Origin of the sequence: Streptomyces sp. SDr-06 (assembly GCF_003324565.1) — a bacterium.
Lineage (GTDB): Bacteria > Actinomycetota > Actinomycetes > Streptomycetales > Streptomycetaceae > Streptomyces.
Genome location: NZ_QOLA01000004.1, coordinates 400,629 through 417,680, shown reverse-complemented (window position 1 = coordinate 417,680; position 17,052 = coordinate 400,629). Strand labels below are relative to the sequence as shown.

The 17,052-nt window shown below is 69.5% G+C and carries 15 protein-coding genes; 3 read left to right on the top strand and 12 right to left on the bottom strand.

Features of this window, described 5'->3' with window-relative positions; all coding sequences use genetic code 11:
- Positions 1 to 2 precede the first annotated feature (2 nt).
- The 6 genes from mreD to folC form a co-directional block, all read right to left on the bottom strand.
- The gene (gene mreD / locus DT019_RS12710; protein ID WP_114036854.1) at positions 3 to 677 is read right to left on the bottom strand and encodes a rod shape-determining protein MreD; all 675 of its coding nucleotides are present in this window, start codon (positions 675 to 677) and stop codon (positions 3 to 5) included.
- A gap of 12 nt (positions 678 to 689) precedes the next feature.
- Positions 690 to 1,796, bottom strand: coding sequence for a rod shape-determining protein MreC (gene mreC / locus DT019_RS12705; protein ID WP_114036853.1), 1,107 nt, complete (start codon positions 1,794 to 1,796; stop codon positions 690 to 692).
- 123 nt (positions 1,797 to 1,919) lie between these two features.
- The gene (locus DT019_RS12700) at positions 1,920 to 2,939 is read right to left on the bottom strand and encodes a rod shape-determining protein (protein ID WP_053727412.1); all 1,020 of its coding nucleotides are present in this window, start codon (positions 2,937 to 2,939) and stop codon (positions 1,920 to 1,922) included.
- Positions 2,940 to 3,206: 267 nt separating this feature from the next.
- Positions 3,207 to 3,620 (bottom strand): nucleoside-diphosphate kinase, encoded by a 414-nt coding sequence (ndk, locus tag DT019_RS12695; RefSeq protein WP_114036852.1) that lies wholly within the window; start codon positions 3,618 to 3,620, stop codon positions 3,207 to 3,209.
- A gap of 87 nt (positions 3,621 to 3,707) precedes the next feature.
- The gene (locus DT019_RS12690; RefSeq protein ID WP_114036851.1) at positions 3,708 to 4,058 is read right to left on the bottom strand and encodes a DUF4233 domain-containing protein; all 351 of its coding nucleotides are present in this window, start codon (positions 4,056 to 4,058) and stop codon (positions 3,708 to 3,710) included.
- 4 nt (positions 4,059 to 4,062) lie between these two features.
- On the bottom strand, positions 4,063 to 5,568 hold the full coding sequence (gene folC / locus DT019_RS12685; protein WP_114036850.1) for a bifunctional tetrahydrofolate synthase/dihydrofolate synthase: 1,506 nt from the start codon (positions 5,566 to 5,568) through the stop codon (positions 4,063 to 4,065).
- Between the two features lie 101 nt (positions 5,569 to 5,669).
- On the opposite strand from folC, the gene DT019_RS12680 reads away from it, so the two are divergent.
- Positions 5,670 to 6,677, top strand: a complete 1,008-nt coding sequence (locus DT019_RS12680) for a rod shape-determining protein (RefSeq protein ID WP_189389481.1) — start codon at positions 5,670 to 5,672, stop codon at positions 6,675 to 6,677.
- Between the two features lie 25 nt (positions 6,678 to 6,702).
- Here the strand turns inward: DT019_RS12680 and DT019_RS12675 are convergent, their stop codons facing one another.
- Positions 6,703 to 7,863: a sensor histidine kinase gene (locus tag DT019_RS12675; protein ID WP_114036848.1), complete on the bottom strand. Its 1,161-nt coding sequence runs from the start codon at positions 7,861 to 7,863 to the stop codon at positions 6,703 to 6,705.
- Between the two features lie 131 nt (positions 7,864 to 7,994).
- Between DT019_RS12675 and DT019_RS12670 the strand changes: the two genes are divergently transcribed.
- Positions 7,995 to 8,561: a vitamin K epoxide reductase family protein gene (locus DT019_RS12670; protein WP_189389479.1), complete on the top strand. Its 567-nt coding sequence runs from the start codon at positions 7,995 to 7,997 to the stop codon at positions 8,559 to 8,561.
- A gap of 81 nt (positions 8,562 to 8,642) precedes the next feature.
- Here the strand turns inward: DT019_RS12670 and DT019_RS12665 are convergent, their stop codons facing one another.
- Complete coding sequence (locus DT019_RS12665; protein ID WP_114036846.1) at positions 8,643 to 11,267, bottom strand: valine--tRNA ligase; 2,625 nt, start codon at positions 11,265 to 11,267, stop codon at positions 8,643 to 8,645.
- 137 nt (positions 11,268 to 11,404) lie between these two features.
- Between DT019_RS12665 and DT019_RS12660 the strand changes: the two genes are divergently transcribed.
- Positions 11,405 to 12,355: a hypothetical protein gene (locus DT019_RS12660; RefSeq protein WP_114036845.1), complete on the top strand. Its 951-nt coding sequence runs from the start codon at positions 11,405 to 11,407 to the stop codon at positions 12,353 to 12,355.
- Positions 12,356 to 12,428: 73 nt separating this feature from the next.
- On the opposite strand, the gene clpX is transcribed toward DT019_RS12660, so the two are convergent.
- From clpX to tig, 4 genes are all read right to left on the bottom strand, one after another.
- The gene (clpX, locus tag DT019_RS12655) at positions 12,429 to 13,721 is read right to left on the bottom strand and encodes an ATP-dependent Clp protease ATP-binding subunit ClpX (RefSeq protein ID WP_053727404.1); all 1,293 of its coding nucleotides are present in this window, start codon (positions 13,719 to 13,721) and stop codon (positions 12,429 to 12,431) included.
- 176 nt (positions 13,722 to 13,897) lie between these two features.
- Positions 13,898 to 14,587: an ATP-dependent Clp protease proteolytic subunit gene (locus DT019_RS12650; RefSeq protein ID WP_114036844.1), complete on the bottom strand. Its 690-nt coding sequence runs from the start codon at positions 14,585 to 14,587 to the stop codon at positions 13,898 to 13,900.
- Between the two features lie 44 nt (positions 14,588 to 14,631).
- Positions 14,632 to 15,240: an ATP-dependent Clp protease proteolytic subunit gene (locus tag DT019_RS12645; protein ID WP_114036843.1), complete on the bottom strand. Its 609-nt coding sequence runs from the start codon at positions 15,238 to 15,240 to the stop codon at positions 14,632 to 14,634.
- Positions 15,241 to 15,493: 253 nt separating this feature from the next.
- On the bottom strand, positions 15,494 to 16,888 hold the full coding sequence (gene tig / locus DT019_RS12640; RefSeq protein WP_114036842.1) for a trigger factor: 1,395 nt from the start codon (positions 16,886 to 16,888) through the stop codon (positions 15,494 to 15,496).
- Between the last annotated feature and the right edge of the window lie 164 nt (positions 16,889 to 17,052).

Here is a 17,052-nt window from a genome sequence, read left to right as displayed (position 1 = left end):
GTTCACAGTCGCTTGACGCCCTTGATGCGGCCTGCGCGGGCCGCTCTGTTCTTGGCGGCCTTGATCCGCAGACCGCCGCGCTGGTTGCCGATGCGCAGGCCGGTGCCGCCGGAGAGCCAGCCGGAGGTGATGTTGCTCTTGGGGCCGCCGTTGCCGGTGGTGTCGGCGAGCGGGTCGTTCTCGGCCCGCCGGGCGATGGCCATGATCAGCGGCACGGTGAACGGCGCGAGCAGCAGGTCGTAGACGGCGGCCGTGAACAGCAGGCTGGGCAGGCCGACATGGCGGGCCGCGGTGTCCCCGACGAGCGCGCCGACCAGGGCGTAGAGCAGCGTCGAGCCGATGGCCGCGCCGACCACCACCAGCATCGGCCCGACCGCCGTGCGCAGCCGTCCGTGGTCGGGCTTGGCGAGGCCCGCGAGGTAGCCGATCACGCAGAGCACCAGGGCGTAGCGCCCGGCCGCGTGATCGGCGGGGGGTGCGAGGTCGGCGAGCAGCCCGGCGCCGAAGCCGACGAAGGCGCCGCCGACGTGGCCGTAGACCAGCGCCAGGCCGAGCACGGTCAGGAGGACCAAGTCGGGTACGGCGCCCGGAAGTTGGAGGCGGGCGAGCACGCTCACCTGGACCACGAGGGCGACGACGATCAGGGCGGCGGAGAGGATGACCCTGTTGAGACGCATCTGGATCAGCTCCTACTGCTCGCCGTCGGCGTTCGCGTTGCCGTTCGGCTCACCGTTGGGATTGGGCGGATTCGCGTTGCCGGCCGGGGGGTTGGCCTGGCCCGCCGGGGGGTTGGCGTTGCCGTTGGGGCGGTTGGCGTTCGCGTTCGGGTCGGGGTTGGCGATCGCGTTCTCGTTGGCGATCGGTGTGTTGCCCTGGCCGTTGGGGGTCCCGGACGGGGAGGCGGTGACGGTGACCGTCGGGGTCGGGGTCGGCTGGGGCTTGGCGGGCAGCACCTGGTCGCGCGGGTCGGTGCGCGGGGCCTGGACGACGACGCCGACGATGTCGAGCTTGGTGAAGCCGACGTAGGGGCGTACGTAGATGGTGCGCGTGAGGTCGCCGCCCGAGGGGTCGACCTTGACGACCTCGCCGACCGGGACGCCCGGCACGAACGGCTTGTCGGCCTGCGAGCCGAAGGTCACCAGGCGGTCGCCGGGGTTGACCTTGGCCTTGCCGTTGAGCAGCTGCACCGACAGCGGGCGGTCGCCGTGGCCGGTGGCGAAGCCCAGTTCGTCGCTGTTCTCCATCCGGGTGCCGACGGTGAAGTCGGGGTCGTTGGCGAGCAGCACGGTGGAGGTGGAGGGGCCGACGGTGGTGACCCGGCCGACCAGGCCCTCGCCGTTGAGCACCGTCATGTCGCGCTGGATGCCGTCGTGCGATCCGGCGTCGATGGTGACCGTCCAGGAGAAGCCCTGGGCCGCTCCTATGGCGACGACCTGGGCGGCCTTGATGCCGTACTGGCCCTCGCCGGCGGTCTTCATCATGGAGTCGAGCTGGTTCAGGCGGCTGCGGTTGCGGGAGTCGCTGCCGAGCTTCTGCTTGAGCGCCTCGTTCTCGGCCTGCAGGGCGGAGATCTTGTCGTGGCGCCTGCCGGAGTCGCGCACCGCTCCGATCGCGTTGCCGACCGGGTCGACGGCGGCCGCGACCCCGTTCTCCACCGGCCCGAAGACGGCGGCGGCGGCCTGCCGGGCGCCGTCCACCGGTGAATTCGCCCCGCCTCTGATATCGACCGTGATCAGCGCGAACGCTACGGCGATCAGCAGCACCAGGAGCAGCCGGCTCTCTCGTGTGTCCCTCACGTGCGGCGGCCGTGCCTTCCTCGTAGGAATGTGGGTGATCTACAAGATCTCTTCGATCTGTATATCAACGATCCGCCGTACGGGTTGGCAGTGACCCATACGGCGGACAGCAGGCCCGGGGAGCTATCTGCGGGGCTGCGCGTCGAGCACCTGCTGGAGCGCCTCGAACTCCTCGACGCACTTGCCGGACCCCAGGGCGACCGAGTCCAGCGGGTCCTCGGCGATGTGGATCGGCATGCCGGTCTCGCGGCGCAGCCGCTCGTCCAGGCCGCGCAGCAGGGCGCCGCCGCCGGTCAGCACGATGCCGCGGTCCATGATGTCGCCGGAGAGCTCCGGCGGGCACTTGTCCAGGGTTGTCTTGACCGCGTCGACGATCGCGTTGACGGGCTCCTCGATCGCCTTGCGCACCTCGGCGGCGGAGATCACGACGGTCTTCGGCAGGCCGGAGACGAGGTCGCGGCCGCGGATCTCGGTGTGCTCGTCCTTGTCGAGGTCGTACGCCGAACCGATCGTGATCTTGATCTGCTCGGCGGTCCGCTCACCGAGGAGGAGGGAGTACTCCTTCTTGATGTGCTGGATGATCGCGTTGTCGAGCTCGTCGCCGGCGACCCGGATCGACTGTGCCGTGACGATTCCGCCGAGCGAGATCACGGCGACCTCGGTGGTGCCGCCGCCGATGTCGACGACCATGTTGCCGGTGGCCTCGTGGACCGGCAGGCCCGAGCCGATGGCCGCGGCCATGGGCTCCTCGATGATGTGCACCTGGCGGGCGCCGGCCTGTGTGGAGGCCTCGATCACGGCGCGGCGCTCGACTCCCGTGATGCCCGAGGGCACACAGACCACGACGCGCGGGCGGGCCAGGTACCGGCGCTTGTGGATCTTCAGGATGAAGTAGCGGAGCATCCGCTCGGTGATCTCGAAGTCGGCGATCACGCCGTCCTTCAGCGGTCGTACGGCCACGATGTTGCCCGGCGTACGGCCGATCATCTTCTTGGCTTCCGCGCCGACCGCCAGGATGCCGCCGGTGTTGGTGTTGATGGCGACGACGGACGGCTCGTTCAGGACGATTCCGCGGCCCCTGACGTACACCAGCGTGTTGGCGGTCCCGAGGTCGACAGCCATGTCACGGCCGATGAACGACATTTTGTTGCTCCCCATGAGGATGCGTCCGGCCTTCCCTAATCGAGCGTTGACGGCTTCTCAGGTCGGCGAGGTGGCTGCGTTGAGCGTGAGGCCCCATCGTAGTCCGGCCTGCGCGGACACGGCGCGGTGGTCCACCTCAGTATGGGTGACGTCGTGTCGGGGCGATGCGTTCCCGAAGTCGGCCCGCATATGCCGGGGGGCGACCGAAATTCCTTCGGTCGCCCCAGGTCATGAGCGCTATATGGCTGACATTCCGTCAGGAAATGATCAGGCGCGGCCCGGGAAGAAGATCTTCAGTTCTCGCTCCGCGGACTCCTCGGAGTCCGAGGCGTGGATGAGGTTCTCCCGGACGATGGTCCCGAAGTCGCCACGGATCGAACCGGGGGCCGCCGCGATCGGATCGGTGGGACCCGCCAACTGGCGTACGCCCTCGATGACGCGCTCCCCCTCGACCACCAGGGCGACGACCGGACCCGAGGACATGAACTCCACGAGCGGCTCGTAGAAAGGCTTGCCCTTGTGCTCGCCGTAGTGCTGCTCCAGCGTGTCCTGATCCAGGGTGCGCAGCTCCAGAGCGGTGATCTGCCAGCCGGCCTTGCGCTCGATGCGGCCGATGATCTCGCCGACCAGCGAGCGACGGACGGCGTCCGGCTTGAGGAGGACGAGGGTGCGCTGCGTCATGGTGTACGGCTCCTTGGCAAACGTGTGCGGTCCGCCGAGATTACCGGGTGTAGCTGAACCGCCGTCACCCGGTACCACCGCCGCGCCTCAGCCCTGGGGCTGGGCCTCCGCCTGCGCCGCGAAGCGCGCCTTCGCCTCGTCGATCTTGCGGCCGTAGTGGACCGAGGCCCACCACAGCGCCGCGAAGAGGGCGCCCATGAAGAACATCAGCGGGACCGCGAGACCGCTCGCGATCAGGGCGATCTGGAGCGCCCAGCCGAGCTCCACCCCGCCGCGCCGGCCCAGCATCCCGCAGAGCAGCACCGAGAGCAGCATGCCGATGCCGCAGACGGTCCACACGGTGGTGGTCGCGAGGTCCGGGTCCTTCATGGCGACCAGACCCGCGAAGGCGATCACGAAGAATTCACCGATCAGGGTGGACGCGCAGAGCGTACGCATCGGCTCAGCCCCTCTTCAGCAGCAGCCGGGCATCGCCGACCGTGAACACGGAGCCGGTGACGAGGACGCCCGCTCCCGCGTACTCGTCCTCCTCCTCGGCCAGGGTGATGGCGGCCTCGATGGCATCGTCCAGGCGCGGCTCGACCACGACCCGCTCGTCGCCGAAGACCTCGACGGCGAGTGCGGCCAGCTCGTCCACGTCCATGGAGCGCATGGAGGTGTTGGCGGTGACGACGATCTCGGCGAGGACCGGCTCGAACGCTTCGAGCAGGCCCTTCACGTCCTTGTCGGCGCTGGCGGCGACCACGCCGATCAGGCGCGAGAAGCCGAACGCCTCGGTCAGGCCGTCCGCGGTGGCACGGGCGCCCGCCGGGTTGTGCGCGGCGTCCAGGACGACGGTCGGCGAGCGGCGCACGACCTCCAGGCGGCCCGGCGAGACGACGGAGGCGAACGCCTTGCGGACGGTGTCGATGTCGAGCGGCCCGGCCTGCTGCGAGCCGACGCCGAAGAACGCCTCGACCGCGGCGAGCGCCACCGCCGCGTTGTGCGCCTGGTGGGCTCCGTACAGCGGGAGGAAGACCTCCTCGTACTCCCCGCCCAGGCCGCGCAGCGTCAGGAGCTGGCCGCCGACGGCGACCTCGCGGCCCACGATGCCGAACTCCATGCCCTCGCGAGCCACCGTGGCGTCCGTCTCGACGGCCTTCTTCAGCATGACCTGAGCCGCGTCGACGGGCTGCTGCGCCAGGATCACGGTCGCGCCCTGCTTGATGATCCCGGACTTCTCGACGGCGATCTCGGCCGGCGTGTTGCCGAGCCGGTCGGTGTGGTCGAGGTCGATGGGGGTGACCACGGCGACGCCCGCGTCGATCACGTTCGTCGCGTCCCAGGAGCCGCCCATGCCGACCTCGACGACGGCCACGTCCACCGGGGCGTCCGCGAAGGCCGCGTACGCCATGCCGGTGAGGACCTCGAAGAAGGAGAGCCGGAACTCCTCCTTGGCGTCCACCATCTCGACGTACGGCTTGATGTCCTCGTACGTCTCGATGAAGCGCTCGGCGGGGATCGGGAGGCCGTCCAGGCTGATCCGCTCGGTGATCGACTGGATGTGCGGCGAGGTGTAGCGGCCGGTGCGCAGCTCGAAGGCGCCGAGCAGGGCCTCGATCATGCGGGCGGTGGAGGTCTTGCCGTTGGTGCCGGTGATGTGGATCGTCGGATAGGCGCGCTGCGGCTCGCCCAGGACGTCCATCAGCGCGGCGATGCGGCGGACGGACGGCTCCAGCTTGGTCTCGCCCCAGCGGCCCGCGAGCTCGGTCTCGACCGCGCGCAGCGCCGCGTCCACCTCGGGGTCGGCGGGGCGGGCGGGCACGGCCTCGCCCTGGGGCGGGCCGCCGTGGGTGCGCAGGGTGCGGCTGCCGGCCTCGATCACCGCCAGGTCGGGGTCTCTGTCGGTCTCGGCTTCGACAATTCCGTCGAAGTCATCGGCTTCACTGCGGTCGGGCTGCTCGGTCACGGGGCCAGTCTACGGACGAGCACCGACAGGACCTTGGACCCGCCCCTTTCGGGACGTTCGGCCCCCGGGTCCTCCGGCCCGCCCGGGCAAACTTGGCGATCATGGACATAGGGATCGACCTCGGCACCGCCAACACGCTTCTCTACGCCCGCGGGCAGGGCATCGTGCTCAACGAGCCGTCCGTGGTGGCGATGAAGGAGGGCGGCCGCACGGCCCTCGCGGTCGGCACCGAGGCCAAGGAGACCATCGGCCGCACCCCCGGCTCGATCACCGCGATCCGGCCGCTGCGCGACGGCGTGATCAGCGACTACGAGGCGGCGGAGGAGATGATCCGCCACTTCGTGAAGAAGGCGGTGCCCGGCCGCCGGCCGCGCACCCGCATGGTGGTGTGCGTGCCCAGCGGGGTGACCCCGGTGGAGCGGCGCGCGATCGTGCACGCCTCGCAGCGGGCCGGGGCCAGGGCCGTGCACCTCATCGAGGAGCCGATGGCGGCGGCGATCGGGGCCGGGCTCCCGGTGGCCGAGCCGCGCGGCTCGATGGTCGTGGACATCGGCGGCGGCACCACCGAGGTCGCCGTGATCTCGCTGGGTGGCATCGTCACCTCGCAGTCCCTGCGGGTGGGCGGCGACCGTCTGGACACCGCGATCACCGACTACGTGCGCAAGGAGCACTCGCTGCTCATCGGCGAGCGCACCGCCGAGGACGTCAAGTGCGCGATCGGGTCGGCGTGGCCGGTGCCCGGGGACGAGGAGCTGGAGGAGCGGGTCTTCACGGTCCGGGGCCGCGAGAAGGTGGGGGGCCTGCCCAAGACGCTCCGGCTCACCGCGCGCGAGGTGCGGGCCGCGCTCGACGAACCCGTCGAGTCGATCATCGCGGCGGTGCGGGTCACCCTGGAGGAGTGCCCGCCGGAGCTGTCCGGCGACGTGATGGAGCACGGCATCGTGCTGACCGGCGGCGGCGCGCTGCTGCCGGGCCTCGACCTGCGGATGGCGTCGGCGACCGGCATCCCGGTGTTCGTGGCGGACGACCCGCTGGACTGCGTGGCGCTCGGCTCGGGCAAGTGCGTGGAGGACTTCGACCAGTTGCAGAAGCTCCTGGCGAGCGCCTGACCCGCCGGGCGCCCTGCCCGGCCGGTCAGCCGACCGTACCGGCAGGAAGGGTCGCCCGGACCTCGTACGTGGTGTCGGTACGGGTCGTGGCGAGCGAACCGCCCATGCTCTCCACCCGCTCCCGCATCGAGAAGGTCCCGGTTCCGGTGGAGACCGGGGCCTTCACGGGCGCCGAGCGGGGCAGCGGGTTCTGGACGGTGACCACCAGGTCCCCGTCCGCGAGCCGGATCGTCACCGCGACGGGCTCGCCCTGTGCGTGCTTGACCGAGTTCGTCAGGCACTCCTGGACCACCCGGTACACCGCCGCCTGGCGCAGCGGCGACAGCCGGTGGGCGGCCGGTTCGATGTCGAGCCCGACCGGCGTGCCCGCGGCCTGGCTCTCCTCGGCGAGCGCGAGCAGCCCGTCGAGTCCGGGCGTGGCGGTGCGCTCGTCGGCGCGCCGCACGATGATCTCGTTCAGCATCAGATGGGCCCGGCGCGCGGTGTCCGCGAGCTCCTCGAAGTCCTTGTGGTGCGGCTCGTTCCTGGCCCGCAGGGCGAGCACCTCGGAGCGCACCGCGAGCATCGTCAGCTCCCGGCCCACCATGTCGTGCACGTCACGGGCCACCGAGACCCGCTCGGCCTGCACGGCGTGCAGGGCCGCCGTCTCGGCGCGCTGGGCCTCCAGCTCCCGCACCAGGTCGTGCCGGTAGGCCGAGATCCCGACGCCGGAGGCCAGCACGCCCACCGGCACGACGATCGCCAGGAACGAACTCAGCGTCTCGCCCCGGCTGTCCGGCCAGCCCGGCAGGTTGAACAGGGCGTACGCCACCGCGATGTACCCGCAGGTGGCGAGGATGCTCGCGCGCCGGCCCCGGAAGCGGCCGAGCGAGTACAGCGCGAACTGCACGAGGTTCAGCTGGTGCAGCCAGCCCAGGAAGACCAGCGCCATCAGGTACGGCAGCCACGGCCAGCGGCGCCGGAAGAGCAGGGTGGCCGCGCCCAGCGCGAGGACGGGGGGCGCGGTGTAGCTGTTGAGGGAGTTGTCCGCCTTGGCGAGGCCGGGCACGTCCAGGACCATCAGGCCGAAGCAGCTCAGCGCGATCAGCACGTCCAGGGCGCGCTCCTCGCCCACCCAGCGCGCGCTCGCGGCGCGCACCGCCGCCAGCGCGCGCTGCGGCGCGAAGGAGGAGGACGGGGTGTGCATGCCCTCCATCATCCAAGGTCTTTGGACCCGAACGCCTAAGCCGAACGGCCCAAATTTAGTGATATGTCGCACGCGGCTTCTGCCCGTTCGGCCCTCCCCCGATGGCCGCCCGGATTCCTAGCGTTGGCCCCATGGCAGCTCCCACCTCCCGCCGTCCGGCGCGCGGCACCGCCCTGCTCCTGCTGATCGGCGGACTGCTCGGCACCCTCGCCTCGGCCGCCCTGACCGCCGACCGCGTCCACGTCCTCGAGGACCCGGCCTTCTCCCCCGGCTGCTCCATCAACGCGGTGCTGAGCTGCGGCGACGTCATGGACACCTGGCAGGGCAACCTGCTCGGCTTCCCCAACATGCTGCTCGGCGTCGGCGCGTTCGCGGCCCTGGCCGCACTGGGGCTCGCCCTGGTGGCGGGCGCCGCCTTCCCGCGGTGGCTGTGGCTCGGCATCTGGGCGGGTGTCGCCGCGGGCTTCGCCTTCACCGTCTGGCTGATCGGCCAGTGCCTGTACGTCATCGGGGCGCTGTGCCCCTGGTGCCTGCTGGTGTGGGCGGTGATGATCCCGCTGTTCTGGTACGTCTCCCGGCACGTCGCCGGGCCCCGCTCGTGGCTGCGCCGGGTGGTGCCGCACTGGCTGGTCCCGCTCGCGATGTACGCGGTGGTGGTGGCGCTGGTGTGGGCGGAGTTCGGCGACCGGCTGTTCTGAGCGCGGGAGGGGGCGGCATGAGGAAGGCCCCCGGGATGCGATCCCGGGGGCCCTGCTCATATCCGTGTGCCCGTCGCCGGATCAGCCCTGGGGCAGGCCGTCGATCTGGCGGGTGATGCGCTCGATGTCGGCCTCGGCCTTGGCGAGCCGCGTACGGATCTTGTCGACCACGTTGTCCGGGGCCTTCGCGAGGAAGGCCTCGTTGCCGAGCTTCTTGTTCGCGTCGGCCTTCTCCTTCTCGGCCGCGCCGAGGTCCTTGGTCAGCCGCTTGCGCTCGGCCCCGACGTCGATGGTGCCCGACAGGTCGAGCGCGACCGTGGCGCCCGCGACCGGCAGCGAGGCCGTGGCGTGGAAGCCCTCACCGGCCGGCTGGAGGCGAAGGAGCTGACGGATGGCGGCCTCGTGCGGGGCCAGCGCGGTGCCGGTCAGGGTCAGCTCGGCCGGGACCTTCTGGCCGGGCTGGAGCCCCTGGTCGGAGCGGAAGCGCCGGACCTCGGTGACGACCTGCTGGACCAGCTCGATCTCGCGCTCGGCGGCCTCGTCGCGGAAACCGCTGTCCCGGGGCCAGTCTGCGACGACGAGGGACTCGCCTCCGGTCAGCGTCGTCCACAGGGTGTCGGTGACGAACGGGACGATCGGGTGCAGGACCCGCAGCATCACGTCGAGCACCTCGCCCAGGACCCGGCCGGAGACCTTGGCCTGCTCGCCGCCCGCGAAGAACGTCGTCTTGGACAGCTCGACGTACCAGTCGAAGACCTCGTCCCACGCGAAGTGGTAGAGCGACTCGCTGAGCTTCGCGAACTGGTAGTCCTCGTAGTACGCGTCGACCTCGGCCACGGTCTTGTTCAGCCGGGACAGGATCCAGCGGTCGACCGCCGACAGCTGCTCCACGGGCGGGAGTTCGCCCTCGACCGTGGCGCCGTTCATGAGCGCGAACCGCGTCGCGTTCCAGATCTTGTTGGCGAAGTTGCGGGACGCCTGGACCCAGTCCTCGCCGATCGGCACGTCCGCGCCGGGGTTGGCGCCCTTGGCCAGGGTGAACCGGACGGCGTCCGAACCGTAGGCGTCCATCCAGTCGATCGGGTCGACCGCGTTCGGGTTCGACTTCGACATCTTCTTGCCGAACTCGTCACGGACCAGACCGGTCAACGCGACCGTCTTGAAAGGGACTTCGCCGTCCATCGCGTACAGGCCGAACATCATCATCCGGGCGACCCAGAAGAAGATGATGTCGTGGCCGGTGAGCAGGACGTCGGTCGAGTAGAACTTCTCCAGGTCCGGGGTCTTCTCCGGCCAGCCCAGCGTGGAGAACGGCCACAGGCCGGAGGAGAACCAGGTGTCCAGGACGTCGGGGTCCTGGTGCCATCCGTCGCCGCTCGGCACCTCGTCGTCGGGCCCGACGCAGACGACCTGGCCCTCCGGCCCGTACCAGATCGGGATGCGGTGGCCCCACCACAGCTGGCGCGAGATGCACCAGTCGTGCATGTTGTCGACCCAGTCGAAGTACCGCTTCGACATGTCCTCGGGGTGGATCTTGACCCGGCCGTCGCGGACCGCGTCACCGGCGGCCTGCGCGAGCGGGCCGACCTTGACCCACCACTGCATGGACAGGCGCGGCTCGACGGTCGTCTTGCAGCGCGAGCAGTGACCGACGGAGTGCATGTACGGCCGCTTCTCGGCGACGATGCGGCCCTGCTCCTTGAGCGCCCCGACGATCGCCGAACGGGCCTCGTAGCGGTCGAGCCCCTCGAAGGGACCCGGGACGGTGATGACGCCGCGCTCGTCCATGACGGTGATGGAGTCGAGGTTGTGCCGCTGCCCGATGGCGAAGTCGTTCGGGTCGTGGGCCGGGGTCACCTTGACGCAGCCCGTGCCGAACGCGGGGTCGACGTGCGCGTCCGCGACGACCGGGATGGAGCGGTCGGTGAGCGGCAGCTTGATGAGCCTGCCGATGAGGTGCTGGTAGCGCTCGTCGTCCGGGTGGACGGCGATGGCGGTGTCACCCAGCATCGTCTCGGCGCGGGTGGTGGCGACGACCAGGGTGTCGTCGCCCTCCCCGTACTTCAGCGAGACCAACTCGCCCGGGTCCTCCTGGTACTCCACCTCGATGTCCGAGATGGCGGTCAGGCAGCGCGGGCACCAGTTGATGATGCGCTCGGCCCGGTAGATCAGCTCGTCGTCGTACAGGTTCTTGAAGATGGTCTGGACGGCCTTGGACAGGCCCTCGTCCATGGTGAACCGCTCACGCGTCCAGTCGAGCCCGGCGCCCAGCCGCTTGAGCTGGCCCAGGATGCGGCCGCCGTACTCGCCCTTCCACTGCCAGACCCGCTCGGTGAAGGCCTCGCGCCCCAGGTCGTGCCGGGACTTGCCCTCCTCGGCGAGCTGCTGCTCGACCTTGTTCTGCGTGGCGATGCCGGCGTGGTCCATGCCGGGCAGCCACAGCGTCTCGTACCCCTGCATCCGCTTGCGGCGGGTGAGGGCGTCCATGAGCGTGACCTGGAAGGCGTGCCCCAGGTGCAGCGCGCCCGTGACGTTCGGCGGCGGGATGACGATGGTGTACGGGTCCTTCTCGGACCCGGCGTCGGCGGTGAAGTAACCGCGCTCTACCCAGCGCTCGTACAGCTTCCCCTCTACCTCGGCCGGCGCGTACTGGGTCGGCAGTTCGGTGATGGGCGCTGGATTCTGCTGCTGAGTGTTCTCGGTCACGGGGCCAGTTTAGGGGTGTCACGGGCCGGTACTGAAACGGGAATGTTTGGTAACGGTGAGCCCCCCGATGCACCGCCTCGGCGGGCCTTCGGCCAGGATGTCTGGATCGGATAAGCATCCCTAGGGGGAACCCAGCAATGAGCTACAACCAGCCGGGCCCGTACGGTGGCCAGCCACAGCAGCCCGGCCCGTACGGCCAGCAGCCGCCGCAGCAGCCGTATGGGCAGCCCGGTCCGCAGCAGCCCGGCTACGGCTACCCGCAGCAGGCCCCGCAGGGCGTCCCGCCGCAGCAGCCCTACGGCTACCCGCAGCAGCAGCCGTACGGCCAGCCGCCCCAGCAGCCCCCGTACGGCCAGCAGCCGCCGTACGGCGCCCCGATGCAGCCCATGCCCCCGGCCCCGCCGAAGAAGAAGACCGGCGTCATCATCACGGCGGTCGTCGTGGCGGTCGCGGTCATCGGCGGCGGCGTGTGGTTCCTGACGAAGGGCGGCGGCGCGAGCAACAGCGACGTGTCGGCGAGCACGAAGGGGTACAAGGTCGTACCGCCGGCCTCGGTCGACGAGTACAAGAAGAACGGGTCCGACAAGACCCTCCCCATGTCGGCCGATCAGAAGTCGAAGGCCGAGGCACTCACCGTCAAGAACCCGCAGCAGGTCTCCGCGGCCTACCAGTCGGGTGACCCCAACAACCCGCTGGCCGGCAAGGGGCTCAACCTGCAGGGCGTCTGGGGCGAGATCGGCGACCCGGCGAAGGTGGTCGACTCGTCGTTCCAGAACGTCAAGAACAGCAAGGACCCGAGCGTCACGATCGAGCTGGTCGGCGAGGCCAAGCCGTACAAGCCCGCCGGGTTCTCCGGTGCGCTGATGAAGTGCCAGAACCTCAAGTTCAACACCACCAACAGCGGCAGCTCGGGGGCGGCGGCCCCGAAGAACATCATGGTCCCCGCGTGCGTGTGGGCCGACTACAGCACCTACGGCGTGGTGACCATGGTGGACATGGCCAAGGCCGCCACCGGGGGCGGCCCGTCGCTGGACGACGTGGCCAAGGAGACGGCCACGCTGTACAACACGGCCCGCCAGAAGGCCTAGCGACAGCTCAAAGGGGCGCCCGGTCAAGGAAGTTGACCGGGCGCCCCTTTGCTATGGCCGGGCGAGCGCAGCGCTACGCGCTCTTCTCGTGCCGCCCGTCGTTCTTGACGATGCGCGGCTCGCGCGGGACCAGGGTCGGGTTCACGTTGTTGCGGACCACGTCCGCCGTGATGACGACGCGGGCGACGTCCTTGCGGGACGGCACCTCGTACATCACCGACTGGAGGACCTCCTCCATGATGGCGCGCAGGCCGCGCGCGCCGGTGCCGCGCAGGATGGCCTGGTCGGCGATGGCCTCCAGGGCCGGGCGGTCGAAGTCCAGCTCCACGCCGTCGAGTTCGAAGAGGCGCTGGTACTGCTTGACCAGCGCGTTGCGGGGCTCGACGAGGATCTGGAGGAGCGCTTCGCGGTCGAGGTTGTGGACCGAGGTCAGGACCGGGAGGCGGCCGATGAACTCGGGGATCATCCCGAACTTCACGAGGTCCTCCGGCATGACCTCCTGGAACTGGTCGCTGGCCTCGATCTCGCGCTTGGAGCGGATCGTCGCGCCGAAGCCGATGCCCTTGGCGCCGGCCCGGGACTCGATGATCTTCTCCAGGCCCGCGAAGGCGCCGCCCACGATGAACAGCACGTTCGTCGTGTCGATCTGGATGAACTCCTGGTGCGGGTGCTTGCGGCCGCCCTGGGGCGGGACCGAGGCGGTGGTGCCTTCCAGGATCTTCAGCAGGGCCTGCTGGACGCCTTCGCCCGATACGTCGCGCGTGATCGACGGGTTCTCGCTCTTGCGGGCGACCTTGTCGATCTCGTCGATGTAGATGATCCCGGTCTCGGCCTTCTTGACGTCGTAGTCGGCGGCCTGGATCAACTTGAGCAGGATGTTCTCGACGTCCTCGCCCACGTACCCCGCCTCGGTGAGCGCGGTGGCGTCGGCGATGGCGAACGGCACGTTGAGCATGCGCGCCAGCGTCTGGGCGAGCAGCGTCTTGCCGGAGCCGGTGGGTCCGAGCAGCAGGATGTTGGACTTGGCGAGCTCGATCGCGTCGTCGCGGCCCTGCGCGCCGCCGTTCTCACCGGCCTGGACGCGCTTGTAGTGGTTGTAGACCGCCACCGAGAGGGCCTTCTTGGCGGGCTCCTGCCCGACGACGTACCCCTCGAGGAACTCGTAGATCTCGCGCGGCTTGGGCAGTTCCTCCCACCGCACCTCGGAGGACTCGGCGAGCTCCTCCTCGATGATCTCGTTGCAGAGGTCGATGCACTCGTCGCAGATGTACACCCCGGGGCCTGCGATGAGCTTCTTCACCTGCTTCTGGCTCTTTCCGCAGAACGAGCACTTGAGCAGGTCGCCGCCGTCACCGATGCGTGCCACGAGGTGCTTCCCCTTCGCCTGGGAGACGCCATGTGCGCCGCCTCCTGGTGCCTACTGCGTGTTCCGGGGGGACACCCCCAGACCCCCTACCGACGGTACCTTGCCGAGCCCCTCGTTCGGGCCCCCCTTGGCGCGGTTCACTTTGACGTGGACCGCGCCAAGTGTGCCGAAACGGCTCAGGCCGCGGCGGAGGTCGTCGTCTTGCGCGTGGAAACGATCTGGTCGACCAGACCGTAGGACAGCGCGTCCTCGGCCGTGAGGATCTTGTCGCGCTCGATGTCGTCGCGGATCTTCTCGATCGGCGTCGTCGAGTGCTTGGCCAGCATCTCCTCCAGCTGCGAACGCATCCGGAGGATCTCGTTGGCCGCGATCTCCAGGTCGGAGAGCTGCTCGCGGCCGGTGCCGCCCGAGGGCTGGTGGATCAGGACGCGGGCGTTCGGCAGCGCCATGCGCTTGCCCGGCGTGCCGGCGGCGAGCAGGACGGCGGCGGCGGAGGCCGCCTGGCCCATGCAGACCGTCTGGATGTCGGGCTTCACGAACTGCATGGTGTCGTAGATCGCCGTGAGGGCGGTAAAGGAACCACCCGGGCTGTTGATGTAGATGGAGATGTCGCGGTCCGGGTCCATCGACTCCAGGCACAGCAGCTGCGCCATCACGTCGTTGGCGGACGCGTCGTCGATCTGCACACCGAGGAAGATCACGCGCTCCTCGAAGAGCTTCGCGTACGGGTCGTACTCACGCACGCCCTGCGAGGTGCGCTCGACGAAGCGCGGGACGATGTAGCGGTTGTCGACCTGCGGGCCGGTGTAGAGGCCGCTCGCGTTGGCCGAAGGGCCGGAGAAGTTGCTCATTGGGGTGTTCACCATCCTGGTGGCGTTCAGTGGGCGGGGGAAGCGGTGCGGGTCGGGGCTCAGGCCCCGGTGCCGCCGCCGCCCGGAACGCCCGAGGCAGCGGAGATGATCTCGTCGATGAGGCCGTACTCCTTGGCCTCCTCCGCCGTGTACCAGCGGTCGCGGTCGCCGTCGCGGATGATCGTCTCGACGGTCTGGCCGGAGTGCGCGGCAGTGATCTCCGCCATGCGCTTCTTCGTACGGATCAGGTACTCGGCCTGGATCTTGATGTCGGAGGCGGTGCCACCGATGCCGGCGGAGCCCTGGTGCATCAGGATGTCGGTGTTGGGGAGCGCGAAGCGCTTGCCCGCGGTGCCGCCGGTCAGCAGGAACTGGCCCATCGAGGCCGCCATTCCCATGCCGATGGTGACGACGTCGTTCTGGATGTACTGCATGGTGTCGTAGACCGCCATGCCCGCCGTCACCGAGCCGCCGGGGCTGTTGATGTACAGGTAGATGTCCTTGTCCTGGTCGGCGGCGGCCAGCAGGAGCATCTGGGCGGTGATCTTGTTGGCGATCTCGTCGTCGACCTGCTGGCCGAGGAAGATGATGCGGTCGTTGAGCAGTCGGCTGTAGACCTGGTCGCCGAGGCCACCACCGAGGGACGGCTCACCGGCGGCGTAAGGCATCAGATTCGTCACGTATCCACCTGCTCGTCTCTGACGGCTTCGGCCGTCTCAGCGTCTTCGTTCCGGGGGCGCGGACTCCGGCTCGCCAGACTCCACCACCCTCGTATTCATGGACCCTAACGCGCAGGTGGGACAACGCCATCCCGGTTCCCGAACTGTTCGCTCGGAGCGCAAGGTGGTTGAAGCGGAATCACGTACGAAGAAGGGCCCGTACGCGGTGCGCACGGGCCCTTCCCAGCCATCAGGCCGAGGCTCAGGCCTCGGTCTTCTCCTCGGCGGCGGCGTCGGCGGACTCGCCCTCGGCGGCCGCGACGACGGCCTCGGCGAGCTCGTCCTCGTCGTCCTCCAGGTCGACGACCTCACCGTTGGTGTCGGTGACCTTGGCGGCCTCGACGACCACGGCCAGCGCCTTGCCGCGGGCGACCTCGCCGACGAGCATCGGCACCTGGCCGCCCTCGACGACGGCCTGGGCGAACTGGTCCGGGCTCATGCCGGAGGAGGCCGCACGCCGCATGAGGTGCTCGGTGAGCTCCTCCTGGTTGACGTTCAGCTTCTCCTTGTTGACGAGCTCGTCCAGGATGAACTGCGTCTTGATGCCCTTGACCGCCTGCTCCTCGGTCTCGGCGGTGAACTCTTCCTCGGTCTTGCCCTGGATCTCCAGGTACTTGGCGAGGTCGATGCCCATCTGGCCGAGCTGGTGGTGCTCGAGGTTGTGCTTGCGGGTCTGGATCTCGTCCGCGAGGAGCTTCTCGGGGATCGGGACCTCGGCCAGCTTCAGGAGCTCGTCCAGGACGCGCTCCTGGGCCTGGGTGGCCTGGTCGTACTGCTTCATGTTCTCGAGGCGCTTGCGGCTGTCGGCCTTGAGCTCGTCCAGGGTGTCGAACTCCGACGCGAGCTGCGCGAAGTCGTCGTCCAGGGCGGGCAGTTCACGGGCGGCGACCTGGGTGACCTTGACGGTGACCTCGGCCTCCTTGCCCTCGGCCGAGCCGCCCTTGAGCTCGGAGGTGAAGGTGGCCTCGCCACCGGCCTCCAGGCCCTTGACGGCGTCGTCGATGCCTTCGAGGAGCTCGCCGGAGCCGATGGTGTACGAGACACCCTCGGCCACGCCGTCCTCCAGGACCTCGCCGTCGACCTTGGCCTGCAGGTCGATCGTCACGACGTCGCCGTCCTCGGCCGCACGCTCGACGGGGGAGGTCGAGGCGAAGCGCTCGCGGAGCTGCTCCACGGACTTCTCGACGTCCTCGTCGGTGACCTCGACGGCGTCGACGGTGACCTCGATGCCGGAGTAGTCCGGGATCTCGATGGTCGGGCGGATGTCGACCTCGGCGGTGAAGTTCAGCGTCTCGCCGTCCTTCAGCTCGGTGATGTCGACCTCGGGCTGACCCAGCGGGTTGAGCTCCGCCTCGTTGATCGCCTCGGTGTAGAACTTCGGAAGCGCGTCATTGACGGCCTCTTCGAGCACGGCGCCACGACCGAACCGCTGGTCGATCACGCGGGCCGGGATCTTGCCCTTGCGGAAGCCCTTGACCGTGACCTGCTGGTTGATCTTCTTGTACGCCGCGTCGAGGCTGTCCTTGAGCTCCTCGAAGGGCACCTCGACAGTGAGCCGAACCCGAGTCGGGTTCAGGGTCTCCACGGCGCTCTTCACGGTTCGGTCTCCTTGTGGCTGACTTCTTTGGGGTTCTGCCGCAGACCGACGGTCTGGAGCGGATGGGGCCCGGTACATCGGATTCATCAGACACACGGGCACGCAGCTTGCATAGTAACCGCTAGCGGGATGCCTCCCACAATGTGATCTTGATACGCGGAGAA

What these genes read in the sequence shown, in the direction of transcription:
- DT019_RS12680 (WP_189389481.1), top strand. Translation starts at nt 5,670, where the DNA reads ATGGACATAGGGATCGACCTCGGCACCGCCAACACGCTTCTCTACGCC.
- ndk (WP_114036852.1), bottom strand. Translation starts at nt 3,620, where the DNA reads ATGACGCAGCGCACCCTCGTCCTCCTCAAGCCGGACGCCGTCCGTCGC.
- DT019_RS12645 (WP_114036843.1), bottom strand. Translation starts at nt 15,240, where the DNA reads ATGCCTTACGCCGCCGGTGAGCCGTCCCTCGGTGGTGGCCTCGGCGAC.
- DT019_RS12690 (WP_114036851.1), bottom strand. Translation starts at nt 4,058, where the DNA reads ATGCGTACGCTCTGCGCGTCCACCCTGATCGGTGAATTCTTCGTGATC.
- DT019_RS12660 (WP_114036845.1), top strand. Translation starts at nt 11,405, where the DNA reads ATGAGCTACAACCAGCCGGGCCCGTACGGTGGCCAGCCACAGCAGCCC.
- mreD (WP_114036854.1), bottom strand. Translation starts at nt 677, where the DNA reads ATGCGTCTCAACAGGGTCATCCTCTCCGCCGCCCTGATCGTCGTCGCC.
- DT019_RS12670 (WP_189389479.1), top strand. Translation starts at nt 7,995, where the DNA reads ATGGCAGCTCCCACCTCCCGCCGTCCGGCGCGCGGCACCGCCCTGCTC.
- DT019_RS12650 (WP_114036844.1), bottom strand. Translation starts at nt 14,587, where the DNA reads ATGGTGAACACCCCAATGAGCAACTTCTCCGGCCCTTCGGCCAACGCG.
- DT019_RS12675 (WP_114036848.1), bottom strand. Translation starts at nt 7,863, where the DNA reads ATGCACACCCCGTCCTCCTCCTTCGCGCCGCAGCGCGCGCTGGCGGCG.
- DT019_RS12700 (WP_053727412.1), bottom strand. Translation starts at nt 2,939, where the DNA reads ATGTCGTTCATCGGCCGTGACATGGCTGTCGACCTCGGGACCGCCAAC.